This is a genomic window from Citrobacter freundii complex sp. CFNIH2, from assembly GCF_002880615.1.
GTDB classification, from domain to species: domain Bacteria; phylum Pseudomonadota; class Gammaproteobacteria; order Enterobacterales; family Enterobacteriaceae; genus Citrobacter_A; species Citrobacter_A amalonaticus_F.
On sequence record NZ_CP025757.1, the window covers coordinates 2,444,693 to 2,470,975 of the forward strand.

A 26,283-nucleotide genomic window follows, 5' to 3' on the forward strand; every position below is an offset into this window, starting at 1 on the left:
TGTGCCAGTGACTTTATTTTTAGAGTGCAGCATGCCAACCATAATTAATTACGGGAAAATACTGAACTGTTCAGCTGACTGGTTAAAATTTATCTAATCATTTTCTTAAACTCAAATGTTTTCTCAGTCTAGCTGTAGACTTTCCGTTAACGAATATTCAACATTCATTTCTTGTTTCTCCCCATCAGCAACGTCCAGTCTATTTTTAGACTTACGTATCAAGAACCAAAAAATCAATAAGTTAGAACGCAAATTTTCCCAAGTCTACTTTTAGACCTTGTGCAAATATTCCTTGAATTCTTAATTTTTAAGATAATTCTTCATGCCGTTCAAAAAATGATCATGCATGCGGAATTGAGGTTTCTTATGAACACGCGCTTAACGACCACGGAAAACAATGACAAATCATCCGCCCTGGAATTAAAACCATGATCTTACCCACCATTAGTGGACACGCGACTAAGTGAGTAAACTCTCAACCAGAGGTAGCTCACATGACAAAATCCGTATCAACCAGTAAGAAACCCCGTAAGCAGCATTCGCCTGAATTCCGCGATGAAGCCCTGAAACTCGCTGAACGCATCGGTGTCGCTGCCGCCGCCCGCGAACTCAGCCTGTATGAGTCGCAACTCTACAACTGGCGCAGCAAGCAGCAGCATCAGACCGCATCCTCTGAGCGCGAGAGTGAACTGGCGGCTGAAAATGCCCGTCTCAAACGTCAGCTGGCTGAGCAGGCAGAGGAACTGGCCATTCTCCAAAAGGCCGCGACATACTTCGCGAAGCGCCTGAAATGAAGTATGTCTTTATCGAACAACACCAGGCTGAATTCAGCATTAAAGCCATGTGCCGCGTACTGTGCGTGGCCCGTAGCGGTTGGTATGCCTGGCGCAAGCGCCGCAGCGTCATCAGTGCCCGCCAGCGTTTCCGGCAGGGTTGCGACAGCGCGGTCAGTAATGCTTTCGGCCAGGCAAAACAGCGCTACGGTGCGCCCCGTCTGGCAGAAGAGCTGCGTGCGCAGGGCCTGGCGTACAACGTGAAAACCATTGCTGCCAGCCTGCGCCGTCAGGGGTTACGGGCGAAAGCCGCACGCCGGTTCAGCCCGGTGAGCTACCGTGAACATAGCCTGCCGGTGTCAGAGAACCTGCTGAAGCAGGATTTTTACGCCAGCGGCCCGAACCAGAAGTGGTCGGGAGACATAACCTACTTGCGTACCGACGAGGGCTGGCTGTACCTGGCGGTGGTCATCGACCTCTGGTCGCGGGCCGTCATCGGCTGGTCGATGTCATCGCGGATGACGGCCCGGCTTGCCTGCGATGCGTTGCAGATGGCGTTGTGGCGGCGTAAACGGCCGGAGAACGTAATTATGCATACGGACCGGGGCGGACAATACTGCTCAGCGGCCTTTCAGGCACTGCTGAAGCGGCATAACCTGCGCGGGAGCATGAGCGCCAGGGGCAACTGCTACGATAATGCGTGCACGGAAAGCTTCTTCCACTCACTGAAGGTGGAATGTATCCACGGAGAACGCTTTGCCAGCCGGGAAATAATGCGGGCGGCGGTGTTCAATTATATCGAGTGTGATTACAATCGCTGGCGTCGCCACAGTGCCTGCGGTGGTATTAGCCCGGAACAGTTCGAAAACCAAATCCTCGCTTAGGGCGTGTCCACATTACGTGGGTAGGATCACCATTCATGCATATAGAGACACTGAATAAACATGTGTTACCCGTTGCAGAAAGATTAGTGATCGGCAGAGGTGATGTTGTGCATTATTATAAAGATGATATCCGGCAATGTTTTTTGCTATTACAAGGTAGCGTCGCCTTGCATCGCCGCGGCGATGGTATTGTTTTAAACTCTGAATCGGCACCGTTTATTTTGGGTGTCAGCAGTCAGTTTTCCTCTGAACATCTTTATGTCAGAGCTCTGGAAACTTCAGAGATAGCCCGTGTGTCATTGGATTGTTTTAATAACATCGTTGCACAACAGGATTTATGGGAGCATTTTTCGAAACTCTTGATTTACACTGCCTCCCGCGTGTATGAGCATTGTGCGCAAATATCGCAGATGTCGGCCTATGACATTATTCGCTTTCAGCTTGTTGAACTCATGCAAGAGCCTGACGCGATACGACAAACAATTACGGCTGCGGCCTATATCAAAAGCCGAACCTATCTTTCACGTAGCGGTATCATGCGTATTCTGGCAGAACTGCGAACCGGGAAGTACATCACCATGGAACGGGGTGTACTACTTGATATCAACCATTTACCCCGTAAATATTGACGATTGCGATGCATGGCACAGGGAGTAACGCTATAATCAGACAGGTCAATATGAAGGTTATCGGTTATGTCCTCTTCAGAAAAACCTCACAAAGGTTCGCCCTATGCGCAAGAGCTGATTACTCACTTACAGCCGTATTCTACTCTACGTAAAATAGAACGTGGGGAGCAGATGGATTTCCAAGTGAATGGTCAGGGAATGTGTTATCTCATCCTGGAGGGAACCGTGGCGATTTATCGCCGAAAGGATAATATGATGCTGTCAACTGCGCGCAGTCCCGCTCTGTTTGGTCTTGCCAATCTGACGGATATTTACTTCGATGATTATATTAAAACCGTCAATTCCTGCGTGATTGGCGAGATCTCCACCGATCGTGTAAACGAAATTATCAAAGAAAAGTCGTTATGGGGGCTTCTCTCAAAACAGCTGATGTTTGTGTATGCCCGACTTTACAACAATGTGATGCCTCAGGGTGCTCCGACTGCGTACGAGATGATTCGTCAGCAGTTACTTAAGCTAATAGAAGAAGATGAGAGTTATCGTACCGCAGTCACGGCAGAACTCTACATACGCGAAAAAACCCATCTTTCTCGCAGCGGCGTCATGCGCATCCTGGCGGATTTAAGAACGGGTGGTTTTATCGAAATGGAAGAAGGTAGGCTCATTAAAATACACAAGCTTCCCGCCAGATACTGAGAAAATAGAAAACTGATAACAACGGGATGAGATGTAAAAATGCTGCCAGGATCATTAGCCACAGCAAATTGAGTACGTATCGACGCCGCAGTTGAATCGCCACTGGTTTAACAGACACCTCAGAGTCATTTAAGATGGCTTAAAGAGAGGTGCCCATGAGCGGTAAGCGTTATCCCGAAGAGTTTAAAATTGAAGCAGTCAAACAGGTTGTTGATCGCGGTTATTCTGTTGCCAGCGTTGCAACACGTCTTGATATCACCACCCACAGCCTTTACGCCTGGATAAAGAAGTACGGTCCGGATTCTTCCACTAATAAAGAACAGTCAGATGCTCAGGCCGAGATCCGCCGTCTCCAGAAAGAGCTGAAGCGGGTTACCGATGAACGGGACATATTAAAAAAAGCCGCGGCGTACTTCGCAAAGCTGTCCGACTGAGGTACGCCTTTATCCGTGACAACACCTGTTGCTGGCCTGTTCGCCTGCTCTGTCGGGTGCTGGATGTACATCCCAGTGGTTTTTACGCCTGGCTTCAGCAGCCGCATTCACAACGCCACCAGGCAGACCTGAGACTGACAGGGCAGATTAAACAGTTCTGGCTGGAATCGGGATGCGTCTATGGTTATCGCAAAATCCATCTGGATCTGCGGGACAGCGGGCAACAGTGCGGAGTGAACAGAGTCTGGCGACTGATGAAACGTGTCGGGATAAAGGCTCAGGTCGGATACCGGAGCCCGCGGGCACGTAAAGGCGAGGCCAGTATCGTGTCGCCCAACAGGCTCCAGCGACAGTTCAATCCGTATGCTCCGGATGAGCGTTGGGTAACGGACATAACCTACATCAGGACCCACGAAGGCTGGCTGTATCTTGCCGTGGTGGTTGATCTGTTCTCACGCAAAATTATCGGCTGGTCCATGCAATCCCGGATGACAAAGGACATTGTCCTGAACGCTCTGCTAATGGCTGTATGGCGGCGTAATCCCCAAAAACAGGTGCTGGTTCATTCGGATCAGGGCAGTCAGTACACAAGCCATGAGTGGCAGTCGTTCCTGAAATCACACGGGCTGGAGGGCAGCATGAGCCGTCGCGGTAACTGCCATGATAATGCGGTTGCAGAAAGCTTTTTCCAGTTGCTGAAACGCGAACGGATAAAGAAAAAGATCTACGGAACGCGGGAAGAAGCCCGCAGCGATATTTTTGATTACATCGAAATGTTTTATAACAGTAAGCGTCGGCATGGTTCCAGCGATCAGATGTCACCGACAGAATATGAAAACCAGTATTATCAACGGCTCGGAAGTGTCTAGATTATCCGTGGCGATTCAGCTGACAGTTTCTCCCTGGCGGTTAAAGAGTTACTCGCACCAGTCCCACCAAGAGACACGGGTATTACCCCATCATTTCCTACAACGCCAAGGTTCTTTAAAGCACCTGATGATGATTTTGCTCCAGTCCCGCCTTGTTCAATACTGAGTGCAGTCGTAAGGCCCGATAAACTAGTGATATCGCTGTTTGAGCCTTTATCGGCTTTTCCATTCAGGGATGTTGTAAGGCTTCTCCATGCTGGTCCGCTGAAAGTGGTGCCATCAGGGAGTTTCACTGTGATCGTGCCGGTGCCGCTGAAGATCTGCTGCCAGTTCTGTTTATCGTAGTTAATACCGCGAAGCGCCTCCGCACTCTGGGCAACCAGCGCAGCCGTGACCATATTCAGTGCCACGCGAGGAACAGCGTACCAGGCCGCACCGGATTGTGTTGGACCGGTGTAATTGCTGACCAGCGTCAGAGCTGTGTTGCTATGAACCGCTCTGACGGGAAGTGTGTAAGGGACACCGCCGACAGTCACTACGATAAAGTCACCTGCTGCCAGTTCGGTAGTAAAAGCAGTTCCGACACCGGGAACTGCAGCAGAGTTATTGGTCAGGGTTAATGTTCCTGCTGACATGAATATGCCCTCAATACATGTTTGGAAGGATCAGAAGCGGCATGCTGATATTCTGGTTAAAGGTGGCATCCCAGTCGCTAACGTTGTAGTTACCGAAAACACGGTTATATGCTGAACGTATGCTTCCACCAGACATGACGATCCCTTTAGTACGCACATTGGCGACCCCGTTAACCATTCTGGTTTGCGTCCCGGTATTGGTAAGATGGCAGTACCCACCACCAATACTCTGGAAGGAGTCAGTTATCTGAATGGTACGGTCATAGACCATTGGTCGCTTTTGCGTTGAAAACGTCACCTGGCCTGCTGGATTTGTCATAGTGATGCCATCACCACCGACCGGCGCAGTCTGATTAAATATTGCAAGGTCAATTGTGACGGATGCTGTGACATCATCCGTTCCGCTATAAGAGATACTCCGTACAATGATATTGGTCCCGTCAAATGCAACAGAAACATTTGGATTATCCCATTTGCCAAATGGAATACCTGAGACGGGTAGCGCTGCGCTTCCGTTTACAGTAATTCGTCCTGTATAAGCACAGGTCATCAAAAGTGAACGATTCGAAATAGCGGTAAAATCTGTTGAACTGGCGACCAGAATCCCTTCGTTATATGTAGCGGCAGGAAGAATTTCGAGAAATGTTGCGTCAAAATCAACCTTCTCACCATTCCTGTATCCTTTTTTACCAAAGTTAATATTTACCGATGAATTTCCATTCCTTGTTACGGAAGACATAAAATAAATATTTGGAGGATTTGTAAAATCCTGAATTACAACTGGCCTTCGTGCAATGGTGACAAGCTCTGAACCAGCAGTCATGGTAACAGGGACACTGTAACTGGAACCTCCACCATCTCCATATTGCCCGGATGTTGCGCCACAATACGACGGGGCACGAAGCCCCGCTGTAATCGCCATCACCGGGCGACCATCGTTATAATCAATCAGAATACCTTCTGGCATAATTCACCTACCATTTACCGACAACAACTCGCCCACCGCCAGACAGATTGACAGTAATTCCATTCCCGTTAATAACGACCGTATTATTCACACCATTAAATGCAAACTGACCACTGTCAGCATAAAATTTCCCATGGAATTCACAATTGCCGTTCTTATCGATATTCCACCCTGCCCCTAACGGCCCAGAAACGAAAGAGGTGGACCGGATATAGTTACCAATTTTGGCGTTGGTGATACTGCCATCCTGAATAAGCGCATCGCGGATAAATACCTGTCCGTTAAAGACAAAGAAGGCGGCGGTGTAATTTCCCGGATCGCTACCAGAATAAATGCCGAACTGATCAGCAGCAAAAACCACTGTGGATTTATAGGTGCTGCCCGATGGCTCAATGGACATACCAAACCCGGTGTCATATTTCACACCGTTTCTGACAATCCCAAGGTTCAGTGTGTACGACGCTTTCGCAGTGCCATCGCTTTTCACTTCAGCTGTTAATTTCTGATTTACAGCCGCCATCAGTTCACCATCAGGTCCGATCTGCGCCTGAACATAATCGGCCAGTTCAGCGAATGCACCATCCAGATTTGCTACCGTGGTGGTCACTGTCATCACTTCGGCTTTGACTTCACCGTACTGCTCAAACTGACGCTGGACCGTGCCGTGATTGGCGAGGGCATTTTCCATTATGCCTTCAAGGTTTGTGTCAACCCCGCCTTTAATGTTCTGGAATGCTTCAGAATTCTGAACAGAATCATCAATGAGGTCGATCAGGCTTCCTGTATCCATTGAGCACAGAGCAGGGACTTCGATAAATCCAGAAGCACCGAATGCGTTAATGGTCCTGATATACCAGTAATAGGTATGCCCGACCTGCAACTGATTGCTGGTCCATGTGGTTCCCATCCCCTCTCTGCTGGCATTACCCTCAACGATCTCAGTTGATGTGCCCTGAAGTTTCGTTTCACCTGATGTCCAGAAGTCGAACTGGGTGGAAACGTTGGTGATAGCAGCAAGGCGGGGGATCATCGTCACCGCAAAGAAACCCTGCTCAATATCAACATGCGAGGGCGGCGGCGGCGCTTCAACACTGAACTCAAGATAAGCTTCCGGCGATTCAGCCCCCATCTGATTCACCGCTGAAACATGCGCAGTGTAGGTATTCCTTGGCAGCCCTGTCAGACGAGTGAAAGACCCCGGCACCTGGGCAGAAAGCACCATCTGTCCATTGCGACGAATGACGACTTTGTTATAAACAACCTGCCCGATATTTTCCCAGGACAGTATCCCCTGGACCACCTGACCGATTTCTTCGACGGTGTACTTCATGTTCTGCGGCTGGGCAACACCACCGGACGGTAACTGAGTGAATGGAGGGCGCTCTATAGGCTTGCCAATAGCATCACCCCATACATCAGCCGTTTCCTGTTTTAGTGTCAGTTGCACGCCGTTCTGCACACCAAATTTCCAGTCCGTTACCCGCATCTCAACGTTCACGATGCCGATAGACGGGAAATTGACTTTCACATACATTCCGGGGCGATATCGGTAGCCACTGAGATTCAGCGTAACGTTCATCGTTCTGGCAATACGGGTACGCTTTAACTTCACATCAGCCAGGCGCTGAGCCTGAAACTCACTCGTCACAAATCGCAGTTTCATATCCTGCGATATTTCGACGCCGTCCTCCGCCACCCACTCGCTTACAGATACGGATGGGAAATCAGCTTCAGTAAACCCCTGTTGCGGATCGACGAATGTTCCCTTGATAGTATTAACACGCTCCGACTGGGAAACTTCCGGCATGATTTCGATATCACCCGCAAGCTGGCTTTCGGTGATCACTTCCGTTGCCGGGCCATAGTACGCGCCAACCAGCAAACCATGCTTACCGGCAATATAGGTCACGTCACCAGCACAGGCCGCAAGCATCCCCTCCAGAATGCTCACCTTGTTTTCGCTGAGGTCAAACTCGCCGTTGATCGTGTAGCGTCTTTCGACGGTATTGCCGCCGGTGATCACATCCTCATCGCAGATGTTGGCGGCTTCCTGAAACTGATCCCAGTTAATGTCTGAATCAGGAACCTTCAGGTAGTTGCGGTAATAGTCCAGGATAACCAGCGCTGCGTTGTTACTGTACATCACCGTCGGTAAGGATTAACTTGTCCATCTCAGCCCACTTTCTGTAAAGCTCGGCCATTTGACGGGAACATTTCTCAAGTCGACCTTCCGGTAACCAGAATTTAAAATCGGCGTGAACGTGACCGACAGGAGCGCGCCAGACTTTTACTGCGGCACAGATGTCTATCTTGTTTGAAAGGTCAACGCCAACCCATAAGGGATAGGTTTTAAGTTCATGCTGCGGGGCGATAAAATCGCATTTTTCCCACTTAATCATGTCCATCCAGGCCGACTCGGCGGTAACCCAGATATTCATGTGCTTGGTGAAAAAGTTAATTCTGGCCGAAACCTGCTCTTTCGCCTTTTTAGCCAGGCGGCGCAGGTCATCCCAGCGCTTACAGATACCCAGCCCAGGATTAGCCTTCTGCCAGACTTTTTCATCAAAGGGATCGTCACCTTCATCTAAGGTGTAGATGATGGCAAAAAACGTATCGTCTTTTACCAGCCCACGCAGCACCTTGATGGCGTAATCACGCAATTCGTAGCAGATGCCTTCTTTGTTGAAGCCAGCGGTGGTGATGCCGAAAAGCAGCGATTGCAGGCGCGCCCCGGTTGCCGTCTCCAGAACGTCCCAGACATCACGGGTTTTATGAGCATGCAGCTCGTCGACGATGGCGCAGTGGATGTTCAGGCCGTCGAGGTTGTTCGCATCTGATGATAAAGGCTCGAATTTGGAGGCCGTTTGCTCCTGGTAGATAGCGAACTTGTTGAATTCGAAGATCCTCCCAAGAGTGGCTTTCGCCTTCTTGACCATATTTTTCGCGTCTTCAAAAACAATTCGCGCCTGGTCACGGGTGGTTGCAGCGGAATAAACCTCCGCCCCGCCCTCGCCGTCGGCGCCAGCCATATAAAGCCCCACGCCGGAGCAAAGTGTTGATTTGGCATTTTTACGGGCCACCTCAACATCTGCTGTACGGAAACGCCGAACCATCACCGGACGACCGCTGCCATCGTTACGCAGGACGTTTTCCCCCGTCTCTTCGTTAACCAGCGGGATAACAAAACCAAAAATATTAATCAGGATGAAAACATGCCAGTCCATCAGCTCAATAGGCTGGCCTGCCAGCGCGCCTTTTACGTGAGGCACAAAATTATAGAAATTCAGAATGTGCTGCGCACGCGGCTCACTGAAGAAAATACCGCGCTCTTCGCCGTGTGCCAGATCGTCAAGAAAACGCTGACAGGCAAGGCGCACATACTCACAGGCAATAATTTCCCCCGCCACCACCCTCTCGGCGTAGCGGATGCCTTCTGCAACATTAGCCATTAATCCCTCGCTTTCATAAACTCGGTCATCGGATCAACCGCATCAGGACCTTTTGTATTCACTTTAGAACGGCTTGCTGGCGTCATGCCGAATTCACCGAGCATGGCGCGTAGACGTTTCCAGGCATCTGCTTTCATGATGGCGGCCGGGTGAGCCTTGATCATGCGTATTTCTCGCTCTTTACCTTCGTCTGGCTCTTCGTCGCTATATACGGCGTAGGTGTAGCCTTCCCTCTCCAGCGTGTCGCAGTGGTGCCGGTATTCGGTATAAGCCTCAACCAACAACTCAAGGGCTCGCCCGTCAAGCTGGGAGATCACGCCGATGGCGTCCAACTCTTCAGCCATCCGCTTAAACCAGTATTTCCCCTGTTTGTCGAAATGCTTCGGCGTTGGGGGAACCCCTTTAGGTGGTTGCGGCTCGTTTTGGTTTATCGGTCGTTTGGATGGGTTACCCCTAACCAAACGCAGATGGGTCGGGGTTTTCGGCGGTCCTGACATAATCGAAAACTCCTATCAATCATCGAATGGGGGACCCATAAAAAAGTTTTCTAACCTGCGGCGATGTGAATAAGGGTTAGGCGGCGGTCCTTTGGCGCGTCGTTCCTGAACTTTCAACCCGCCCTCCCCATATATGATAAAAGTTCTCATTTGCATTGAAATAGTTGCATTTGCAACCACTTAATGAGAACAACTATCATTTGAGTCTTTCTACCGCTGTCTTCGCCCTATGGCAGGGCTTGCAGAGGCTTTCGAGGTTGGACAGGTCATCGGTCCCCCCATTTGCTTTGGCGGTGATGTGGTCCACCGTCTCAGCAGGTGTGTACCTTCCATTTCGCAGGCACTCCTGACAGAGGTGTTTATCTCTGTCTAGTACAAGAGGACGCAGTTTGTCCCATTTGCTGCCATAGCCGCGTTGATGCCTGCTTTGCCCTCGCTGATGCTGCTGCCAGCCTTCATTGCGATGGTTCTCGCAGTAACCAGAACGATCTGTTGTTGTGCCTGGACAACCGCGTTTACGGCATGCTCTGGGTATCAGTGCTGGCATCACAACCTCATTACTGGAAATATTCCCAATCGCCACGCTCGACGGCGTTCTGTACGTGGTACAGAGTCAGGATGACGTTCAACCGGTTCACCATCTGCATGATCAACCAGCGAATAACACGGATAGACCACCTCATCACCATAAGCATCACCTACTGCATAATCAGCAGGCTTGCGGCTGTCCCATCGTGCCAGCATCTTTTCAATGCGCTCCGGCGGGACGCTGTAGCAAACGCCATGTATCAATCGCGGGAGAGTGACGTAATCATTGCGGAGTTTGTCAGCCATAATTAGCCGCTCAGCTATCTGCATCTGATATTGTGGCGGTCGGCCAGTGCCGAGATAAAAACTCACCAGTGCGTAATGAAAACGCTCCAGCCAGTCAGCGACCATTTCCCTGAACCCGGGAACCGGTAGCGCGTCATCTTCGATAATCACAACCCGACAATCCTGCTTTGAAGCCCATTCAAGCGCGCGGCGGTGATTCCAGTTAGCGCCATTGTCACCACTATCAATTAGCAGGACAGCACCGAGATGCTCAGCCAGACACAATGCCTGCTTGTGTCGTGAATGGTGTCCGACAACCACAAACTTAATCTCTTCAGTCACCAGAGAATCTCCAATAAAAAGCCGCACGATGGCGACTACTGTCTGAATATCAGGGTGTTGCTTCGCTTTAACCCTGGTTAAGGTAAGCACTCAGCCCGTCAGTGGTGGGACACTGGCGTACATAATGCTGGAGCTATGGCTGAACACCTCTGGCTAAGGAAAAGAAATGCCTACTATCAAGCAAGATCAAATCGAGCTATATCGGAAGATTGAAGCACTTGAAGCAGCTTTAACTGTTACTTTGGCAGCCGTTTCCACGGCACTGCCATCCGTAAAAACGGATGTTGTGAAAAATCTCAGACTTTGGGCAAATACCAACAAGGAAGTCGAAGGTGCACCACAGGCCTTCTCCTCATTGGCTGATAAAATCGAGCAGACCAACTTCAACGTTGAAAACTAATTTTTCCGAACAAGCGATTTTATTAATCCATTGCTAATATTACTTTCAGCGATCTGTTTAAGGGTCGCTGATTCCATCGCTTCAACCTTTTTCTCAAGAATTATAAGGCGCTCTATGAGTGTCATATTTGTCTCCATTTATTTATGTTTCCACCACGCTGACTCTTTGCCAACACCATCAGTTTTGAACACTGTATGCACCAGAGGGCCGGTAACCAGCCAGTCAGCAAATGACTGCGCGACAATACCGAACGCCAGCATGTCACCTACCCCGGCGCCAGCCTGTTCTTTCTTCCAGAAACGATAACTCTCGATCCGGTAGTAAAGACGGATAATGCCGTGAGCGAACGCCATTACATCAGCGCGGGTACCGCCCAGCAGACCAGCGTTAAGCATCACATCGCTGCGATGCGCTTCAATGAATTCCTGATAGATTCGCTCAGGATGATTCTGTTTCGCCCAGGTGTCGGCGTAGGTCTTCGGTTCTGAACCGACATACACCTTTCCGGCTTCCATTTCTCCCCACGGCGCGCGTAGCATTTCGACATCGGTACCATCGGTACACCAGACGAACCGGTATTCAGGATGATCGCGCAGGTGCTGCCAGATATGCAGCCAGCGCCGGAAGTAGACGTTCATTGCAACATCAGGAACTGTCACCAGTTGAGCGCCATCAGGAACGGCGGTTAGCTGATCGGCCAGCACTATGGCATCAGCACCCCGGATTGATTTAGCCCAGGCGGTCAGCGCCGCCGGGTCAGGCTGCATTCTGCTACCACGCTGCGGGTCAGGCTGGCTGGTAAGCAACGTTGTGATTACCACGTCGCGCTGCTGCCGGTACTCAACGTAACCGGTATACCCCGTATCGCGCCGTTCGTTGTGGATTTTCACATTACGTTCCACCAGCGCTTTCCGGTCTGCCGTTGGCACCGACCGATCTACGGCTTCATGCTCATCGAGCGAATGAATCAACTTTTCGGAACCAGTTACATCGGCATAAGCCCAGGTAGTCAGGCCAGCGTTATGGATGCGCAGGGCAAGGTCACTGTGTTCGTACATGCCGCGCCCGTAAATCCAGTCAAAGCCACCGACATGCTCGATAGCGCTGCGGCGGTAATACAGCATCACGCCGCGCTGCCCGGTGTACGCCACATGCTTATCGTCGCTATAAAGCACAGCGAGATCGTTAAGCTTGCGCGGCCCGGCAAGGTCGAGGAACTGATATGCCAGATGCAGCTCAGGTGATTCGATATAAGGAAGATGCCAGCCATCGACAATCGGCCATGCGTCGTCGTCCCACAAAAACAGATGCTCGCACCCGGCATCAATCAGCGCTGTAAGACTGGTATTCTTCGAAGCAACAATGCCGAGTGATGTTTCCTGGCGAACCAGTTGCACACCAGCAGGAACTACGGCCGCAGGTTTTGACCCGTCGTCTATAACAACCACCAGCGCTCCGACGGGCAGATGTTTCATGTGCTGTTCGATGGCTCGCTTAAGCACTTCTGGTCGATTGTGCGTTGAGATTGCTATTCCGATACGGGCAGATGAATTACAGACAGGCGCATACGGGACATTATCAATAATGACCTGCATAATTTCTCCAGGAGGAAAACTACTGACGTTTGATGAGAACTTTCCCGTAAAGCGTCTGCCGATTCACTTCGCCGTTCTCTGCTACCACATAGCCACGCTCATCATGAACAGCAGCAATTACTTCGCCCTTCTCATCATCAGCCGTGTAGACGTGCTTAACCTCAACGCCATCGAGAAAGACAGCGTATCGCTCGACTCCGGGATTAATCTTCCTGCCGGGATCGTCATCTAAGACAGTAATTCTCATACAAGCCTCATTTCTTCACGCAGATAGCTTGCGTATTGGTTGATCGAGCGGTCTCAAAGTTTTTCAGGAATTCGGCTTTTGCGGCCTCGCAAGTCTCCCGTGAGGAAAACTCCTGTGAACGGACGCTGGCAAAATCATTATCAGCCCATGCTGAAGCGTATAAAGAAAATATGAGGATAAAGGTCATCTGCGTTTCCTTTTAGACGTGAGCCTGGCGCACGGTAAAGCCGCCAAGAGGTAACGGTTTACCCAGGCTCACTACTGAAAGACTCTCTTTGATGTGCGCGTGCGATGCGCATTAATAAGCCACGCGGGTGCGATGCTGTTTTATACCCTGTAGCGGATAAGAGTTGTCTTATCCGCTTGTGGGGATAACCATTTTCAAGCCCACCAGCAGGTAAGCTTTGTAATGGTAACTCAGTCGTCGAGTTGCAACACACCATGCTCAAGTGAATCGGAATACGCGATCAGCCCAGTGTATTCAGGAATAATCTCGCCATCATCCGCTTCAAACTCCGGAATTTTTCCAGTGGTGATGGTGTATTGAGACGCACCGTCTTCTTTCGCGAAGACAGCCAGGTCTTCAATCTGTTTTGCTGTAAGAACTACTGTCATGCTCATTCCTCATTTATTAAAAAGCCCCGCTATTGCGAGGCCAGTGATTTATTGTTTGACTCTCTTACCGAGTCGTAAACACGCTCACACGTCATTCCGGCGCGGTAGCGTTCGTCAGCGATTCCAGCATAACGTTTAGCTTCTTCTGCAAGGCTTCCGAGCATGTCGGCGAGCATTCCGGCGTCGGCGCTGGCTGTTTTGCTTCTGACGGCAGCGGCAAGATCTGCGGTGTGCTTTGCGGCGTCCAGGCGGGTGGCAAGTTTTGTTGCTTCGATGCGCAACTGGTTAACAGTGGCAGACAAACCAGCAGCAGTGGCAGCAGCTTTTGCCGCTTGTTGTTGTGCATCTTTCTCCGGCAAAAATAATCGCCTCGGCAAACGGGTCTGAAGGCAGTTTGTTCATGTTGGGTGCATTTTTCATCGTCTGCCTCTCAGTGAGCCATCGGCGCTGCCGGAATGCCTTCCGTCTTAAGCGTTTCAATAAAACTGTCGTGAAGAAGCGCCATCCCTTTAAGCCCCCCTTCAGACATATCGATCCCCGTGACAGGGCTGATATCTATCATGCTGCGATATATTGCCGCGGCCATTTCCGGGGCTTTGTTCGCCGGGAACATTTCGTATGCTAGCCCCTCGATATGATTTGCCAGTGCAAAACGTTCAGACCACGGGTAAATGACTATGCCTCCCTGTTCGCCGGTATATACGGTGACCTCCTCAGGCTCTCCCTGCTCATTTTTCACTTCAACAGATCCGTTGGTGTCAAACATTTCACAGATAAATACGGCGGCCACCACCCAGCGCCAGAGCATCAGATTCTGCTCATTACTCAAAATAAAGTCCCCGGCATGCATACCGTGCCAGAGGGAGGCAACCAGACGCAGTCCACTCACTAAATCCGAGTCATACTCTCCGCTGTCGAGTTTCTGAATATCAGTTTCCGGGACGGCAGTATTGCCTCCACTCTGCTGGCGATGGAAATAAAGGACTACATTTTTCTCGGCTTCCAGACGGCTCATCAGAATATATTTTTCTGTCTGGCTGTTTTCACCAGAGAAATAATTACTTTGTGTTTTACGCATGATAAATCTCCAGTCCAAAGTTATTATCTTTCGGATTGTCCAGTGCGGCGGTCACTGCCTCTTTCATAACTTCATTCATAAACTCAACACCTTCAGATGTGAGGCGACTGCAGTCTTTCGTCAGCATCCCGGCGTAAGTGTCGTTCAGCATCTGCAGTCCTTTATCACTACCGAACTTACGCAGGCACTGGAGTTCAATGCTGTTGATAAGGCAACTACTTATGGCTGACTCTGTCAGATTATCGAGAGCCACGACCTGTCTTTTCACCATCAGGTTAAGTACTGCTGAACCGTTGTTACGTAACCGACAATAATGAATAAAGGCATCGGCAATATGTTTTCGGTTTAATTCAAGAGAGTTATTTGACGTTTTCATAAATACTGTTCTCCTGCCATCAGGACGAGTGCTCTCCCGACCTGATGGCCGTTATTTTTCGGGCTAAATTTATGGCGCTACAGTGGCATTATTTACCGATATTTTGCTTCCGCTCACGAATACTGAAATCCGCTTCATCTGCATTAAATTTCAGAGCAGAAGCAATACCCGGCAAATACATCATCATTTCGCCCAGATTACGCAAATCCTCTTTAGCCATGTCACCTGTGTATTCTTTATTATCACAGGCCCAGAACACAATATTGCCGACAGACCCAGCCCGGACATGATGCCCTCATAAGCGCTTTCGGAATGCATACGGATCGCCACCAGCGCCTCATCATCCTCTTTATGCAAATCACAACGGGTAAGCAATTGTTCGATGTTGCTCATACACCACCTCCGGCCAGTTTTTTCAGATCAATCCCGTAAACAGCCAGCCATGCTTCAGCGGGCCACGCCTTCACACTGCCGTAGCGTTCGTCAGGTACATCCCTGGCCTCAACACCGTTGTCGCGGCACCAGCGGCGTAATGGTGCGAATTTAAATTCACCCTTGCGGCTGGTTGCCTTCTCAATCCTGGTGATGGTTGCGTGTTTTACGCTTTCGCCAAGCTGCTCTTCCAGATCCCGGCAGCGACGGGTTACAGCACTGAGTTTTCCGAGTGCAGAGGCTTCGCGTTTACGGCTGATTTGTGCTTTTGTTCGCTCGGCGTGATCGGCCCGCTCTTTTTCTGCCAGACGGCCCTGCTCAGACGTCATCGCAATCTGCAGGATCTCTATCGTGGATAATTCACGTTGTACAGGCACTGGCTGGTAACGGGCTTCCAGCTTGTCAACCAGCACACGGCGAACAGCTTTTGACTCGCGCGCAGCCACCCGAAGAGCCTGCTTGCGACGCATCCCTATGACTTCCTGGTCCGCTCCACCTTTTTTACTGTCCATAGGGGTTACGAAAGTTTCGTAACCCTCCCCGGCAAGCTCGTCTTTGATGCGGGCGACAAAATCGTTATTGCGAATAGGTTTTTGCCCACACTCTTTGCGTGCTTCATTAACCAAAACCAGTAATTCCTGCGAGTCGATATAGTCGGTTTCGGTGTCAAGACCTCCGCCAGCCATCAGTTCAGTTTTATCAGCCATTGCTCTTCTCCTGCGCCAAAAAGTTAGTCACGCCATCGCGAAAGATACTGTTCATCACATCCAGTCCTTCACTGCTGATATCGTCGCCACTGAAGCAGACATTCAGCATGTGCAAAGCAAAAGCCTTACCCGTCTGGCCTGGATATTCCTTCTCTGCCGGATTAACCAGCCCTTTACGGATACAGGTTGCCGTGGACGCTTCCTCAAGCATGATCATGACGCGCTGGCCGTTATCGGCATTGATCCAGGCAACAGGTCGCCCGCTGTCTTTCATCACGTGGCGGATGTATGCCCTTGCCAATTTCAGGCAAAGACTTTCTGTGTACTGCTGGTATGACTCAGCCATTGCACACCCCATGTTCATTTTCTGTCTGCTCACCAAGATCCAGAGAACGTTGCAGATTCAGCAGCACATCTTCATCAGTGCTGTAAATATGTGGTTTAGCCATTGTCGGCCTCCGCAACTTCACGGGCGATCTTTTCAATCAGATCAACCAGTCTGAAACACATCTCCTCTTCTTCCTCACTGGATGTGAGAAACCCGGCAGCGGCAGCAAGCGCCTGAATTTTGTTCAGGGCATTGAAAGCATCGAGCACCTTAACGTTGCGCATTGCATACCCCCTGTTCGGATGTGACAGACCAGCCAGCCCGGCGGGCCATTTCCAGAAACGACGGTAACGTAGCTATGTGTTCGCCATTCACCAGCGGGTAGTCACACACATGACGTCCTTCTTTAAGCTGAACCACCACACATCCGGTAAAATTCGGAGCGACATGAAGGTTTACGTTCAGAAGAGTGCGAATACCTTTCCGCAACATCAGCTTTTCAAACTCACCTGTATCGCCATGAGCACCACATCCCAGGCAATGGAATGTCTGAGTGGCAGGATCGACAGTGAATGATGGCGTTTTCTCGCTATGGAAAGGGCAGAACCCGATGTAATTTTTTCCCTGCCGATCCAGATGAACGCACGACCCGACAGCGTTGAGAATGTCAGTCATCACTAGTCTCCTGTGCTTTTCTGGCGGTTTCCTCTATCTGCGACATAAGGCTCCCGGCCAGTTCAATACGGTCTGAAGTATCAGTCAGGAACTGCGCTGCGCGTGCGAGCGCTTCAATTTCGATAAGAGCATCAATTTTGGTGAGTTCAGACATTCGCCACCTCCTGAACACCAGAGGTGCATGCTTCAAAACGCTGCTCGAAAACCCAGGAGAAGTGATCGTCACCGTCTATCAGTTGGAGACGACATGGAGCCTTAGTACGAATCTGCGCGGCAAAGACCAGTTTCCAGTTCAGGAAATGTGAACGTGCCTGATGTTCGGTATTAGCTTCAGCGCGCAGAACAACGGGTGTCGCGCCAGGTTTATCTGACGGCGTGCCCAGAAACAGATATGTAAATTCAGGCCGAGTTTGGGTATCATGTGAACATGCCATAATGTAAGCCTCACTTACGTTGTGGTTAGAGACCCGGTTAGTGTTCCACCACTGCCGGGTTTCGCATTTTTCAGTAAGGCGGAACGCCGAACTGTGCGCACAGATTAAATCCATATGTGCGCACATGTCAATACTTAACCTTTCACTATTTTTATAGTATTCTGTGCGCACACATTTGGTACCAATATGAGGCGCAGAAATGTCTAGCGGCAACATCAATAGCAAATCAGCAAAGAAGTACATCCGCTTTCCGCACGAACTACTCGAAGATATTGACGCGAGTGTAGAGCATGAAAAACGCGAGCATCCGAACGCCAATTTTTCTGCTTGGGTAATTGACGCCTGCGAGGTTAAACTCAGAGGCGAGCAAAGGAAGAAATACAAAGACAATCCCGACCAGTGATCGACTTGGTCCCCAAAGGCAACGTTCGCAGCGTTGCCTTTTTCTTTGTGCACACGGGGTGTGCTGCCAGTAAAGCCGCTCATACTGATACCTCGACTTTCCCACCACCAATCAACTCAAATGGAATCTGACCAATTTCATCCACCAGCTTTTGCGCCTTAACCAGTTCAGGCAGATCACCCTGGCGCTTACGAAGACGGCGGCCAGCATCGGAAGAATCCTCGTCTGAAGCCTTCCAAGCTGCTGCAACAATATTTCGCATCTGTTCAATGGTGTGGTGAACATCCAGTTGAGGAGCCGAATTCTCTTTCTCAATGAGATCAAGAGCCCACCTTCTAACCTCTTTGGCAACCTGTGTGTCAGCAAGGAACCCCAGCAAATGGAGTCCGCGCGGAGAGAAGACCCGCACCTTTTTTCTACGTAAGTTATTGTTTATTCCATTGGTCATCACATTGATGACCTGTGACATCCCTTCGGTAAATTCATCTTTATTCCTGTTGTACAAGTTGGTGATGGCCTTAACTTGTGCATACCCCAAAAGCCCCGCAGACTGTTTTGCAGTGAACCATATTTTCCCGTCACCATTGTTAAACGGAATTACCACCTGGTCATGAAACTTCAGTTCGCGGCAATTAACGCCCTGACCGATTTCAGAGTGAGCAAGGCCCTGCCCGGAGAGGGCATTTAATTTATTCATGGTTATTTACCTGTCGTTAATTAGTTTGATGACTGTCGTGACAACCAGATCTTAATCAGATGTGAATGCAACGACACACAACAAATGCGCATAAGGGGTTCTTTATCAGGCTACCTCCTTGCGCGATTCTTCGATGCGCTGGTTAATCCAGTCATTAACTTCACTTTCGACGAAGGCAATGGCACGTGAACCAATTTTGACAGAGGACGGGAATTTACCCTGTCCCATAAGGCGGTAGATCCAAGCTTTGCTGTAGCCAGTGCGGCGCTGGACTTCTGAAAGACGAATAAAAGATTGCGACATGTATACCTCGTAACGTCTATTGTGAATTACGAGATGAATGATGGCATGAAAAACATGATTATTTTCATACCCTCAAGCATGAGGGAGATTAATTGATAATTTACTCTAAGGGTTTAGGGTAAATTATCATTCTGCGGCATTGTTACCATAAGGGTTACGACCAAAGCACCCTCAGGGTAAGAGCTGATATGCTCAAACAGCCCTGAGGGTAAGGGGATCATCCTCGCTTAATAGGACAGGCAACCAATTCGATAGACTCAGCCTGACGACTGGTGAATCCCATATTCTCAAGTTCTTGCTTAATGGATGCCTGATTTGCCCGCGTAGCTCTATCGTTATCATGGTCATATTTAGACCACTCTTTATTTCTTATTTGTATGGCAAGAAAAAGTGGATCATCCTCTCTATATTTTTTAATGAGAATTGGACGTTCGCTTTCTAGCTTACGTACTTGCCGTTTAAGCGTATCAATTTCCATACGCAACATTTCAACGTCAGCTTCGCTCAATGGTTTAGTATCTGTAGAATCAGGAACACTAGGTGTTATTTCGTCTAATGGAATAGACAAGTCCATACCTAGCTTTTCTGCTAAATTTTTTAAGTCCGAGCGTCTGAAGCCATATACATCGAAATGAGGCGCAGACCAATGATCATTACTCCCCCAACCAGCCATCATTTTCTCCTTAACTCTTAATTAGAACGGAATATCATCGTCAAAATCCATCGGCGGTTCGCTAACTGTAGAACGAGCTAATTCGATCTTAGGGGCTACTTCAGGCATATATCCTTCTTCACGTATGGCTTTGAGGAGAGATATTAACGATGGGTCACCATCATAATGGTTGTCAGTATAGGTAGGCTCAATTGTGCCGGCTATGCCTTGTTTAACCCATTCAGGAAGATCACCATTCGATTCCTCTATATAAAGAAAATCTGCGATTTGGGTCTCACTGACATGTGGTTGATGCAAACGAATACGTGTAACTAATTCTCTCAGGCTAACAAACTCACTCTCGCGCGCTTTGAGCACTTCAGCTATGTCTAACATAACGTCACCTCGCATCCTCTAATTTTGGCAGCTATGTCAGCCCGCAGAGGTGTACGGGTTTTTAGTACCAATCTAAACATAGCCATTTTCTTTTCTGGGATTATCGTCTACTGAGGTATACATGTCTAGAGCAAGCTGTATGCATAACCAGTAAAATAACAACTATGACACATTATTGTAAGTCAGATGTTGTTCCAAAACTGGCAAAAGTTGTTCCAGAATTGTTCCAGCCAGAATGCATATATGAAAATAAAAACAATTAGTTATGTTTGTAAACATATATATGGAACAACTGGAACTACTGGAACAACCACCTTTCTCTCATACGTGAGTAAGTGGCTTAGCCAACAGACTTCTTAGCCAGCTCATCCAGATAGTCCGCATACCACTGGAGCATCTCCCGACGACCGTCAAGATACTGCGCATGGTTGTAGGTACCACGGATAGTATTCCTGTCGGCATGCGCCAGTTGCGCTTCTATCCATGCAGAGTCAAATCCTTTCTCATGCAGAACCGTACTCATCGTGTGCCTGAACCCGTGGCCTGTTGCTTGCCCTGCATAACCAATACGTTTAATCACCTGGTTAATACTGGCTTCACTCATAGGCTTGTGCGCATCATTACGCCCAGGGAAAACATACTTACCCCAGCCAGTGATCTCTTTTAGCTCCAGAAGATATGATTTTACTTGATGTGAAAGTGGAACAAGGTGAGGACGACGCATTTTCATGCGTTCCTTGGGGATCTGCCACATATCATGGTCAAAATTAAACTCAGCCCACTCAGCGGCACGCAGTTCTATAGTTCTGACGCTGGTATACATAAGTATTAACGTAGCTATTCTGGTTACTTTACTACCACTGTAAACATGAACTGCATTTATGAATGGACCAATCTGATCCGGCATTAAATGAGGGAAAGGTTGCTGTTTTGGGGATTTCAGTGCACCAGCTAAATCCGTTACGGGATTAAACTCAGCTCTGCCGGTTATGATTGCATAGGTAAATATCTGACGGCAGGCTTGTCTGGTCTTTTTTAGCTTATCCAGTACACCGCGCGCCTCCATTTTCTTCAGTACAGAGAGCATAGTCATCGGCTTAATATCTGTTATGGCCTTCTTCCCGATATACGGGAATATGTCTTTTCGCAGATATTCAAGAATGTCGTCGGCATAGCCGGAGGACCAGTTCGGCTTCTTATGGTCATGCCATTCAAGCGCCAGAAGTTCAAAGCTGTTATTAACCGCGAGATTTTTCGCCTCTCTGGATGCCTGTTTAACCTCAGATGGATCATCACCCGCGGCAAGTACTCGCTTGGCTTCAGTCCGTTTGTCTCTGGCCTCCGCAAGCGTCACATCCGGAAAAACACCAATGGATAGCAGCTTCTCTTTCCCTGCATAACGGTACTTCATGCGCCAGTACCTGGAACCGTTCGGGTTAACCAGCAAATACAAACCACCGCCATCAGACAGCTTATATGGTTTCTCTGTTGGCTTTGCAGTACTTACCTGGCGGGCAGTTAGCTTCATAATGGGGGTATCTCATTTCATTGAACCTGAACATACCCCCGAATGTACCCCCAGGCGAGCGTAGATTTCAATAGATGACACTAGACTTTGAGATAATGAAGTTTTGCTATAAGGCTTGGTATATCTGGATTTAGTAGACTTTAAGAGATGTCGGTAGAAGTGAAAATGGCGCCCCCTACAGGATTCGAACCTGTGACCGACGGCTTAGAAGGCCGTTGCTCTATCCAGCTGAGCTAAGGGAGCATTGAACTGCAATGCGGACTGACACAAAACTGGTCGGTATTATACGTTCACAACCTTAACGGTCAATGGCTTTCCTCTCAACTGCTTGAGTTGTGAGCATCCTGCCTTTCCTCAGGGCAAATCCCCCACGGATCGCCATCTAAAACAGCGTCGACTGTAAGCGGTAACTGACAACCGTCTTCACTTCTGACAAAATAGCGCCATCCCCTTTGACGTGAAGTAACAGATGGAATCCTCTCTCTGATGGCAGCAAAGATTATTGACGGTAAAACGATTGCGCAGCAGGTGCGCTCTGAGGTTGCTCAAAAAGTTCAGGCGCGTATTAAGGCCGGACGTCGCGCCCCAGGCCTGGCGGTAGTCCTGGTCGGCAGCAACCCGGCATCGCAGATTTACGTCGCAAGCAAGCGTAAAGCCTGTGACGAGGTGGGATTCGTCTCCCGCTCCTATGACCTGCCGGAAACCACCAGCGAGGCGGAACTGCTTGAGCTGATTGATACGCTCAACGCCGACAACACTATCGACGGTATTCTGGTGCAACTGCCGCTTCCGGCAGGCATTGATAATGTCAAAGTGCTGGAGCGGATTGATCCCGATAAAGACGTGGACGGTTTCCATCCGTACAACGTCGGTCGCCTGTGCCAGCGTGCGCCCCGTTTGCGTCCCTGCACGCCGCGCGGGATCGTCACTCTGCTCGAACGTTACAACATCGATCTCTATGGTCTGAATGCGGTTGTGATCGGCGCCTCTAACATCGTGGGTCGTCCCATGAGTATGGAGTTGCTGCTGGCCGGTTGCACCACCACGGTGACCCACCGCTTCACCAAAAATCTGCGTCACCACGTTGAGCATGCCGATCTGCTGATCGTTGCCGTCGGGAAACCGGGCTTTATTCCAGGTGACTGGATCAAAGAAGGCGCTATCGTGGTGGATGTCGGCATCAATCGTCTGGAAAATGGCAAGGTCGTCGGCGACGTGGTGTTTGAAGACGCTGCCGCACGTGCCTCGTACATTACGCCCGTACCAGGCGGCGTGGGGCCAATGACGGTCGCCACACTTATCGAAAACACGCTACAGGCGTGCGTTGAATATCACGATCCTCAAGACAATTAATATGGCGACATTTTCTTTAGGCAAACATCCTCACGTTGAACTGTGCGATTTGCTGAAACTGGAAGGCTGGAGTGAAAGCGGCGCCCAGGCGAAAATTGCCATAGCCGAAGGTCAGGTCAAAGTGGACGGCGCGGTAGAAACCCGCAAACGCTGTAAAATCGTGGCCGGTCAAACCGTGAGTTTTGCCGGACAGACCATCATCGTAACAGCCTGAGCTGTCTGACGCCTCAACCCGCTCTCTCCTCCGGGGATGTCGGGTTGAGACCCCCTTATTCTCTCCCCCTATCTCCCTACGACCATAGCGGTTAATTATCGATCAACTTCAAAGAATCGCGATTTCATTTGATGAAGCGTGAAATTTCAGTTGCGCAAAATCCACGCCTTCATCACGATAAGTAGAACGTTCTACTATAACGTTCTACTTACAATAACAGCGCCAATAAAAACGCTACTCGGGGGAAATCAGCATGGGTCTGATATCAGGGTTTGTTAAATCGTTGTCTAAATTATCGATGATTGGTCGCGCCTTAATGCTGCCAATTTCACTGCTTCCCGCTGCGGGCCTGCTGTTGGCCTTCGGGGATAAATTCCATCTGCCGCTGATGATGAACGCAGGCGGCGTTATCTTTGATAACCTGCCGATGCTGTTTGCTATCGGTTCTGCCGTCGGTCTCGCTTCAGAATCAGGTATCGCGGCGCTGTCGGCGGCGGTCTCAGTGTTTGTCACCAATATCACCATCAGTACGGTGCTGAGCATCACGCCGGAGATGGCCTCTCAGGGCGGCAAATACGCGATGGTGGTCGGTATCCCGACCCTGCAGATGGGCGTCTTTGGCGGTCTGATCTGCGGTATTCTCGCCGCCTGGTGTTACAACCGCTTTCATACCATGCAGTTGCCGGAATTCCTCGGTTTCTTCTCCGGTAAGCGTTTTGTGGCCATCGCCACCGCGTTTCTCTCCTTCGTGCTCGGTCTGCTACTGCCCTACGTCTGGCAACATATCCAGTCCGGTATCGATGCGCTTTCGGTGGTGGTTAACGGCGATAATCAGGCAGTCTCAACCTTTATCTTTGGCCTGGTTGAACGTGCGCTGATCCCGCTCGGTTTACATCACATCTGGTATCCCTCCTTCTGGTATTCCTTTGGGGATTACACCACTCAGGCCGGCCAAGTGATCCACGGCGACCAGACAATCTGGTTCAAAATGCTGGAGGAAGGGGTCAAATCCTTCAGTAGCGATACCTATCAGAACGCCGGTAAGTTCATGCAGGGCGAGTTCCCGCTGATGCTGTTTGCTCTGCCTGCGGCATGTCTGGCGATGTACCACGAAGCGCACACGAAAAATAAGAAAATTGCCGCCGGTATTCTGTTCTCGGCCGCGCTTACCTGCTTCCTGACAGGGATCACCGAGCCGGTTGAGTTCACCTTTATCTTCGTGGCGCCGATTCTGTACGTCTTCAACGCCGTGATGGCGGGACTGGCCTATATGACCATGTACCTGTTGCATGCGCATATTGCCAAATCGTTCTCCGCCGGTTTCATCGACTACCTGTCGTTTGGCATTCTGCCGTCCTTCAATGGCTATCAGACCAATTTCCTGAACGCCATTATCATCGGCGTGCCGATGGCGCTGATTTACTACTTTACCTTCCGCTTTGTCATTCGCCGTTTCGATATCAAAACGCCAGGTCGTACCGAAGTGACCGCCAATGCAAACGACAAGACGGATACAGAAATTGCCACTGAAATCATCGGCCTGCTGGGCGGTGCGCAGAACATCGACTCCGTCGGCTCCTGCATCACCCGTCTGCGTCTGGAAGTGGCGAAAAGCGACGTGGTCGATAAAGACGGTCTTAACGGCCTCGGCGCGCGCGGCGTGGTTTTTGTCGGCGATAACGGTATCCAGGTGATTTTCGGTGCCAGAGCACAGTTTATCGCCCAGACCATGTCCACGATGATCGGCAAATAATAAGATGCCTGAATGACACGTCTCCTGTACGCTGGGAGACGTTGTTGTATCTGGCTGATAACCGGTATTTTTCAGGGAGCGATTTTGAAGAAAGTCAGCATTATTGATGTGGCAAAGCAGGCGGGCGTTTCGGTCTCAACCGTTTCGCTGGTGCTACGCCAGAAAGGGAAAATCTCAGAGGCAACCATTGAGAAGGTCCATGCCGCCATCAATACGCTTGGTTATGTCCATAACATCGCCGCGGCGAATCTTCGCGCCAATACCTCCAATTTGATCGGCCTGATCCTGCGTGATTTTAGCGACAGCTTTTCCATCAAAGTAATGGCAAGCATTGTTCAGGAACTGGAAAAAAACGGTTTTATGGTTTTTCTCGGCCAGCCGCTTAACGATGGCGATCACCTGGAGCGCTGTCTGCTGTCGTTTAAGCAGCAGGGCGTCGCCGGGGTGATTTACCTCGCCTCCGATAATCGCGCCTCAACATTGCCAGAGAAAATCCGCCACTGCCCGCTACCGCTGGTGGTAGTGTCTCAGTCGCTGCTGGAAGACAAATGCGATCTGGTGATGCGCGATAATCGCCAGGCCGCGAATCTGGCGACCCGCTACCTCATCGAGCGAGGGCATCGTAATATCGCCTATATCGGCGGGCAGGAAGGCTGCCACATTCGTGAACAACGACTGCTGGGTTTTCGCAGCGCAATGACGCAGAACGGCCTGGTGTATCGCGAGGAGTCCGCACCGGCCTGTAGCGACGATACTCAGGCGGCGGGGCTCGCCACACGCCAGTTACTGGAAAAGAACAACACCTTCACCGCCCTGCTCTGCCATTCTCCCGCCGCGATGATTGGCTCGATCTCCGGCATTCATCAGGTTGGGCGCACGGTTGGGAAAGATGTTTTCCTCACGCAACAGGTCGCCCTGATTGGGTTCGAAGACATGCTCCACGTGAATCTGACCTCGCCGTCATTAACCTATGTTTCATCCGCCAGTGAAGAGACCGGACGCCAGGCGGCAGTCCTTATGATGCGCAAACTGAAAGAGCCAGAGCTACAAATCCAGCGTATTACGCTTTCCGGTCAACTGGTCGTGCGCGAATCGGCGTAAATTCAGAA

The 26,283-nt window shown here is 50.0% G+C and carries 32 protein-coding genes, 1 tRNA gene and 3 pseudogenes; 11 read left to right on the forward strand and 25 right to left on the reverse strand.

The genetic code is table 11. The annotated features are described in order from the left end of the window. Nucleotides 1-494: 494 nt before the first annotated feature. From WM46_RS12030 to WM46_RS12045, 4 genes are all read left to right on the forward strand, one after another. A protein-coding gene (locus tag WM46_RS12030) for an IS3 family transposase (RefSeq protein ID WP_102602369.1) occupies nucleotides 495-1,657 on the forward strand; the annotation gives its coding sequence in 2 pieces (ribosomal slippage) (nucleotides 495-756 and nucleotides 756-1,657; 1,164 coding nt in all). Nucleotides 1,658-1,692: 35 nt separating this feature from the next. Continuing rightward, nucleotides 1,693-2,286, forward strand: coding sequence for a winged helix-turn-helix transcriptional regulator (locus WM46_RS12035; RefSeq protein ID WP_262360472.1), 594 nt, complete (start codon nucleotides 1,693-1,695; stop codon nucleotides 2,284-2,286). A gap of 66 nt (nucleotides 2,287-2,352) precedes the next feature. Beyond that, complete coding sequence (locus WM46_RS12040) at nucleotides 2,353-2,982, forward strand: helix-turn-helix domain-containing protein (protein ID WP_061076704.1); 630 nt, start codon at nucleotides 2,353-2,355, stop codon at nucleotides 2,980-2,982. A 155-nt stretch (nucleotides 2,983-3,137) separates the two neighbouring features. Beyond that, nucleotides 3,138-4,285, forward strand: a protein-coding gene (locus tag WM46_RS12045; RefSeq protein ID WP_102601642.1) for an IS3 family transposase whose coding sequence is annotated in 2 segments (ribosomal slippage) — nucleotides 3,138-3,375 and nucleotides 3,375-4,285 — 1,149 coding nt in all. Because the reading frame shifts where the segments join, the coding sequence is not laid out codon by codon here. An 89-nt stretch (nucleotides 4,286-4,374) separates the two neighbouring features. Here WM46_RS12045 and WM46_RS12050 read toward each other — a convergent pair. From WM46_RS12050 to WM46_RS12080, 7 genes and pseudogenes are all read right to left on the reverse strand, one after another. After that, nucleotides 4,375-4,920: pseudogene (locus tag WM46_RS12050) on the reverse strand (phage tail protein); the annotation flags it as partial. 10 nt (nucleotides 4,921-4,930) lie between these two features. Further along, a complete protein-coding gene (locus WM46_RS12055) occupies nucleotides 4,931-5,887 on the reverse strand; it encodes a DUF6453 family protein (RefSeq protein WP_102602371.1) in 957 nt (318 codons plus the stop codon). 7 nt (nucleotides 5,888-5,894) lie between these two features. After that, on the reverse strand, nucleotides 5,895-8,030 hold the full coding sequence (locus tag WM46_RS12060; protein ID WP_262360473.1) for a DUF1983 domain-containing protein: 2,136 nt from the start codon (nucleotides 8,028-8,030) through the stop codon (nucleotides 5,895-5,897). Further along, nucleotides 8,026-9,336, reverse strand: a pseudogene (locus WM46_RS12065) (terminase large subunit); the annotation flags it as partial. The gene WM46_RS12060 and the pseudogene WM46_RS12065, both read right to left, overlap by 5 nt. After that, nucleotides 9,336-9,833 (reverse strand): phage terminase small subunit P27 family, encoded by a 498-nt coding sequence (locus tag WM46_RS12070; protein ID WP_102602372.1) that lies wholly within the window; start codon nucleotides 9,831-9,833, stop codon nucleotides 9,336-9,338. The gene WM46_RS12070 and the pseudogene WM46_RS12065, both read right to left, overlap by 1 nt. A 196-nt stretch (nucleotides 9,834-10,029) precedes the next feature. Next, a complete protein-coding gene (locus tag WM46_RS12075) occupies nucleotides 10,030-10,380 on the reverse strand; it encodes an HNH endonuclease (protein WP_102602373.1) in 351 nt (116 codons plus the stop codon). After that, nucleotides 10,380-10,991: a hypothetical protein gene (locus WM46_RS12080; RefSeq protein WP_102603826.1), complete on the reverse strand. Its 612-nt coding sequence runs from the start codon at nucleotides 10,989-10,991 to the stop codon at nucleotides 10,380-10,382. The genes WM46_RS12075 and WM46_RS12080 overlap by 1 nt, the downstream gene beginning before the upstream one ends. Before the next feature lie 163 nt (nucleotides 10,992-11,154). Here WM46_RS12080 and WM46_RS12085 point away from each other — a divergent pair, with 163 nt between their 5' ends. Then, nucleotides 11,155-11,388, forward strand: a complete 234-nt coding sequence (locus WM46_RS12085) for a hypothetical protein (protein WP_102602374.1) — start codon at nucleotides 11,155-11,157, stop codon at nucleotides 11,386-11,388. Nucleotides 11,389-11,525: 137 nt separating this feature from the next. On the opposite strand, the gene WM46_RS12090 is transcribed toward WM46_RS12085, so the two are convergent. Then, the gene (locus WM46_RS12090) at nucleotides 11,526-12,983 is read right to left on the reverse strand and encodes a glycosyltransferase family 2 protein (protein WP_102602375.1); all 1,458 of its coding nucleotides are present in this window, start codon (nucleotides 12,981-12,983) and stop codon (nucleotides 11,526-11,528) included. Between WM46_RS12090 and WM46_RS26355 the strand changes: the two genes are divergently transcribed. Then, complete coding sequence (locus tag WM46_RS26355; RefSeq protein ID WP_187394483.1) at nucleotides 12,973-13,215, forward strand: hypothetical protein; 243 nt, start codon at nucleotides 12,973-12,975, stop codon at nucleotides 13,213-13,215. The two genes, WM46_RS12090 and WM46_RS26355, sit on opposite strands and share 11 nt — an antisense overlap. Before the next feature lie 432 nt (nucleotides 13,216-13,647). Here WM46_RS26355 and WM46_RS12105 read toward each other — a convergent pair whose 3' ends face one another. The 11 genes and pseudogenes from WM46_RS12105 to WM46_RS12145 form a co-directional block, all read right to left on the reverse strand. Further along, the gene (locus WM46_RS12105; protein ID WP_102602377.1) at nucleotides 13,648-13,845 is read right to left on the reverse strand and encodes a hypothetical protein; all 198 of its coding nucleotides are present in this window, start codon (nucleotides 13,843-13,845) and stop codon (nucleotides 13,648-13,650) included. A 29-nt stretch (nucleotides 13,846-13,874) separates the two neighbouring features. Beyond that, nucleotides 13,875-14,195, reverse strand: a pseudogene (locus tag WM46_RS12110) (DUF2514 family protein); the annotation flags it as partial. 80 nt (nucleotides 14,196-14,275) lie between these two features. Continuing rightward, on the reverse strand, nucleotides 14,276-14,923 hold the full coding sequence (locus WM46_RS12115) for a hypothetical protein (RefSeq protein WP_102602379.1): 648 nt from the start codon (nucleotides 14,921-14,923) through the stop codon (nucleotides 14,276-14,278). Next, entirely contained in the window at nucleotides 14,916-15,299 is a 384-nt protein-coding gene (locus WM46_RS12120) for a hypothetical protein (RefSeq protein ID WP_102602380.1), read from the reverse strand. The genes WM46_RS12115 and WM46_RS12120 overlap by 8 nt, the downstream gene beginning before the upstream one ends. Nucleotides 15,300-15,387: 88 nt before the next feature. Further along, nucleotides 15,388-15,519, reverse strand: coding sequence for a hypothetical protein (locus tag WM46_RS26625; RefSeq protein WP_262360474.1), 132 nt, complete (start codon nucleotides 15,517-15,519; stop codon nucleotides 15,388-15,390). A 169-nt stretch (nucleotides 15,520-15,688) separates the two neighbouring features. Beyond that, on the reverse strand, nucleotides 15,689-16,438 hold the full coding sequence (locus WM46_RS26630) for a hypothetical protein (protein WP_262360475.1): 750 nt from the start codon (nucleotides 16,436-16,438) through the stop codon (nucleotides 15,689-15,691). Continuing rightward, nucleotides 16,431-16,784, reverse strand: a complete 354-nt coding sequence (locus tag WM46_RS12135) for a hypothetical protein (protein ID WP_187394484.1) — start codon at nucleotides 16,782-16,784, stop codon at nucleotides 16,431-16,433. Before WM46_RS12135 ends, WM46_RS26630 begins: the two co-directional genes overlap by 8 nt. Nucleotides 16,785-16,879: 95 nt before the next feature. Further along, nucleotides 16,880-17,050, reverse strand: a complete 171-nt coding sequence (locus tag WM46_RS26370; RefSeq protein WP_187394485.1) for a hypothetical protein — start codon at nucleotides 17,048-17,050, stop codon at nucleotides 16,880-16,882. Further along, nucleotides 17,037-17,441, reverse strand: a complete 405-nt coding sequence (locus WM46_RS12140) for a CHC2 zinc finger domain-containing protein (protein ID WP_102602382.1) — start codon at nucleotides 17,439-17,441, stop codon at nucleotides 17,037-17,039. The genes WM46_RS26370 and WM46_RS12140 overlap by 14 nt, the downstream gene beginning before the upstream one ends. Continuing rightward, nucleotides 17,434-17,595: a hypothetical protein gene (locus WM46_RS26375; RefSeq protein WP_187394486.1), complete on the reverse strand. Its 162-nt coding sequence runs from the start codon at nucleotides 17,593-17,595 to the stop codon at nucleotides 17,434-17,436. Before WM46_RS26375 ends, WM46_RS12140 begins: the two co-directional genes overlap by 8 nt. Then, nucleotides 17,588-17,875 carry a host cell division inhibitor Icd-like protein gene (locus tag WM46_RS12145; protein WP_102602383.1) on the reverse strand — a complete coding sequence of 96 codons (288 nt, stop codon included), beginning with the start codon at nucleotides 17,873-17,875 and terminating at the stop codon, nucleotides 17,588-17,590. Before WM46_RS12145 ends, WM46_RS26375 begins: the two co-directional genes overlap by 8 nt. Nucleotides 17,876-18,074: 199 nt before the next feature. On the opposite strand from WM46_RS12145, the gene WM46_RS12150 reads away from it, so the two are divergent. After that, nucleotides 18,075-18,278 (forward strand): YlcI/YnfO family protein, encoded by a 204-nt coding sequence (locus tag WM46_RS12150; RefSeq protein WP_102602384.1) that lies wholly within the window; start codon nucleotides 18,075-18,077, stop codon nucleotides 18,276-18,278. Nucleotides 18,279-18,357: 79 nt separating this feature from the next. On the opposite strand, the gene WM46_RS12155 is transcribed toward WM46_RS12150, so the two are convergent. The 6 genes from WM46_RS12155 to WM46_RS12180 all read right to left on the reverse strand — a co-directional run bounded on the left by WM46_RS12155 (nucleotide 18,358) and on the right by WM46_RS12180 (nucleotide 22,097). Beyond that, the gene (locus WM46_RS12155) at nucleotides 18,358-18,975 is read right to left on the reverse strand and encodes a Bro-N domain-containing protein (RefSeq protein WP_102602385.1); all 618 of its coding nucleotides are present in this window, start codon (nucleotides 18,973-18,975) and stop codon (nucleotides 18,358-18,360) included. A 105-nt stretch (nucleotides 18,976-19,080) separates the two neighbouring features. Then, the gene (locus WM46_RS12160) at nucleotides 19,081-19,278 is read right to left on the reverse strand and encodes a helix-turn-helix transcriptional regulator (RefSeq protein WP_102602386.1); all 198 of its coding nucleotides are present in this window, start codon (nucleotides 19,276-19,278) and stop codon (nucleotides 19,081-19,083) included. Between the two features lie 217 nt (nucleotides 19,279-19,495). Continuing rightward, nucleotides 19,496-19,954, reverse strand: a complete 459-nt coding sequence (locus tag WM46_RS12165) for a hypothetical protein (RefSeq protein ID WP_102602387.1) — start codon at nucleotides 19,952-19,954, stop codon at nucleotides 19,496-19,498. 18 nt (nucleotides 19,955-19,972) lie between these two features. Continuing rightward, a complete protein-coding gene (locus WM46_RS12170; RefSeq protein ID WP_102602388.1) occupies nucleotides 19,973-20,326 on the reverse strand; it encodes a hypothetical protein in 354 nt (117 codons plus the stop codon). 340 nt (nucleotides 20,327-20,666) lie between these two features. Continuing rightward, entirely contained in the window at nucleotides 20,667-21,854 is a 1,188-nt protein-coding gene (locus tag WM46_RS12175; RefSeq protein WP_102602389.1) for a tyrosine-type recombinase/integrase, read from the reverse strand. 166 nt (nucleotides 21,855-22,020) lie between these two features. Beyond that, nucleotides 22,021-22,097 (reverse strand) — tRNA-Arg (locus WM46_RS12180). A gap of 243 nt (nucleotides 22,098-22,340) precedes the next feature. On the opposite strand from WM46_RS12180, the gene folD reads away from it, so the two are divergent. The 4 genes from folD to malI all read left to right on the forward strand — a co-directional run bounded on the left by folD (nucleotide 22,341) and on the right by malI (nucleotide 26,275). Then, nucleotides 22,341-23,207, forward strand: coding sequence for a bifunctional methylenetetrahydrofolate dehydrogenase/methenyltetrahydrofolate cyclohydrolase FolD (gene folD, locus WM46_RS12185; protein ID WP_061076703.1), 867 nt, complete (start codon nucleotides 22,341-22,343; stop codon nucleotides 23,205-23,207). 1 nt (nucleotide 23,208) lies between these two features. Then, nucleotides 23,209-23,421, forward strand: a complete 213-nt coding sequence (gene ybcJ, locus WM46_RS12190) for a ribosome-associated protein YbcJ (RefSeq protein ID WP_102602390.1) — start codon at nucleotides 23,209-23,211, stop codon at nucleotides 23,419-23,421. Between the two features lie 253 nt (nucleotides 23,422-23,674). After that, nucleotides 23,675-25,174 carry a PTS transporter subunit EIIC gene (locus WM46_RS12195; RefSeq protein WP_061076702.1) on the forward strand — a complete coding sequence of 500 codons (1,500 nt, stop codon included), beginning with the start codon at nucleotides 23,675-23,677 and terminating at the stop codon, nucleotides 25,172-25,174. An 84-nt stretch (nucleotides 25,175-25,258) separates the two neighbouring features. Further along, entirely contained in the window at nucleotides 25,259-26,275 is a 1,017-nt protein-coding gene (malI, locus tag WM46_RS12200; protein ID WP_061076701.1) for a Mal regulon transcriptional regulator MalI, read from the forward strand. Nucleotides 26,276-26,283: the final 8 nt, after the last annotated feature.

Bases quoted from the DNA above. Each gene is read 5' to 3' on its own strand.
- WM46_RS12060 (WP_262360473.1), bottom strand. From the start codon at position 8,030: ATGTACAGTAACAACGCAGCGCTGGTTATCCTGGACTATTACCGCAAC.
- folD (WP_061076703.1), top strand. From the start codon at position 22,341: ATGGCAGCAAAGATTATTGACGGTAAAACGATTGCGCAGCAGGTGCGC.
- WM46_RS12165 (WP_102602387.1), bottom strand. From the start codon at position 19,954: ATGATGGCTGGTTGGGGGAGTAATGATCATTGGTCTGCGCCTCATTTC.
- WM46_RS12035 (WP_262360472.1), top strand. From the start codon at position 1,693: ATGCATATAGAGACACTGAATAAACATGTGTTACCCGTTGCAGAAAGA.
- WM46_RS12090 (WP_102602375.1), bottom strand. From the start codon at position 12,983: ATGCAGGTCATTATTGATAATGTCCCGTATGCGCCTGTCTGTAATTCA.
- WM46_RS12170 (WP_102602388.1), bottom strand. From the start codon at position 20,326: ATGTTAGACATAGCTGAAGTGCTCAAAGCGCGCGAGAGTGAGTTTGTT.
- WM46_RS12160 (WP_102602386.1), bottom strand. From the start codon at position 19,278: ATGTCGCAATCTTTTATTCGTCTTTCAGAAGTCCAGCGCCGCACTGGC.
- ybcJ (WP_102602390.1), top strand. From the start codon at position 23,209: ATGGCGACATTTTCTTTAGGCAAACATCCTCACGTTGAACTGTGCGAT.
- WM46_RS12055 (WP_102602371.1), bottom strand. From the start codon at position 5,887: ATGCCAGAAGGTATTCTGATTGATTATAACGATGGTCGCCCGGTGATG.
- WM46_RS26355 (WP_187394483.1), top strand. From the start codon at position 12,973: ATGACCTGCATAATTTCTCCAGGAGGAAAACTACTGACGTTTGATGAG.
- WM46_RS12135 (WP_187394484.1), bottom strand. From the start codon at position 16,784: ATGGCTGAGTCATACCAGCAGTACACAGAAAGTCTTTGCCTGAAATTG.
- WM46_RS12115 (WP_102602379.1), bottom strand. From the start codon at position 14,923: ATGCGTAAAACACAAAGTAATTATTTCTCTGGTGAAAACAGCCAGACA.
- WM46_RS26375 (WP_187394486.1), bottom strand. From the start codon at position 17,595: ATGTCTGAACTCACCAAAATTGATGCTCTTATCGAAATTGAAGCGCTC.
- WM46_RS12120 (WP_102602380.1), bottom strand. From the start codon at position 15,299: ATGAAAACGTCAAATAACTCTCTTGAATTAAACCGAAAACATATTGCC.
- WM46_RS12070 (WP_102602372.1), bottom strand. From the start codon at position 9,833: ATGTCAGGACCGCCGAAAACCCCGACCCATCTGCGTTTGGTTAGGGGT.
- WM46_RS26625 (WP_262360474.1), bottom strand. From the start codon at position 15,519: ATGGCTAAAGAGGATTTGCGTAATCTGGGCGAAATGATGATGTATTTG.
- WM46_RS12140 (WP_102602382.1), bottom strand. From the start codon at position 17,441: ATGACTGACATTCTCAACGCTGTCGGGTCGTGCGTTCATCTGGATCGG.
- WM46_RS12175 (WP_102602389.1), bottom strand. From the start codon at position 21,854: ATGAAGCTAACTGCCCGCCAGGTAAGTACTGCAAAGCCAACAGAGAAA.
- WM46_RS26630 (WP_262360475.1), bottom strand. From the start codon at position 16,438: ATGGCTGATAAAACTGAACTGATGGCTGGCGGAGGTCTTGACACCGAA.
- WM46_RS12075 (WP_102602373.1), bottom strand. From the start codon at position 10,380: ATGCCAGCACTGATACCCAGAGCATGCCGTAAACGCGGTTGTCCAGGC.
- WM46_RS12150 (WP_102602384.1), top strand. From the start codon at position 18,075: ATGTCTAGCGGCAACATCAATAGCAAATCAGCAAAGAAGTACATCCGC.
- WM46_RS12085 (WP_102602374.1), top strand. From the start codon at position 11,155: ATGCCTACTATCAAGCAAGATCAAATCGAGCTATATCGGAAGATTGAA.
- WM46_RS12105 (WP_102602377.1), bottom strand. From the start codon at position 13,845: ATGACAGTAGTTCTTACAGCAAAACAGATTGAAGACCTGGCTGTCTTC.
- WM46_RS12145 (WP_102602383.1), bottom strand. From the start codon at position 17,875: ATGGCATGTTCACATGATACCCAAACTCGGCCTGAATTTACATATCTG.
- WM46_RS12155 (WP_102602385.1), bottom strand. From the start codon at position 18,975: ATGAATAAATTAAATGCCCTCTCCGGGCAGGGCCTTGCTCACTCTGAA.
- WM46_RS12195 (WP_061076702.1), top strand. From the start codon at position 23,675: ATGGGTCTGATATCAGGGTTTGTTAAATCGTTGTCTAAATTATCGATG.
- WM46_RS26370 (WP_187394485.1), bottom strand. From the start codon at position 17,050: ATGCGCAACGTTAAGGTGCTCGATGCTTTCAATGCCCTGAACAAAATT.
- WM46_RS12040 (WP_061076704.1), top strand. From the start codon at position 2,353: ATGTCCTCTTCAGAAAAACCTCACAAAGGTTCGCCCTATGCGCAAGAG.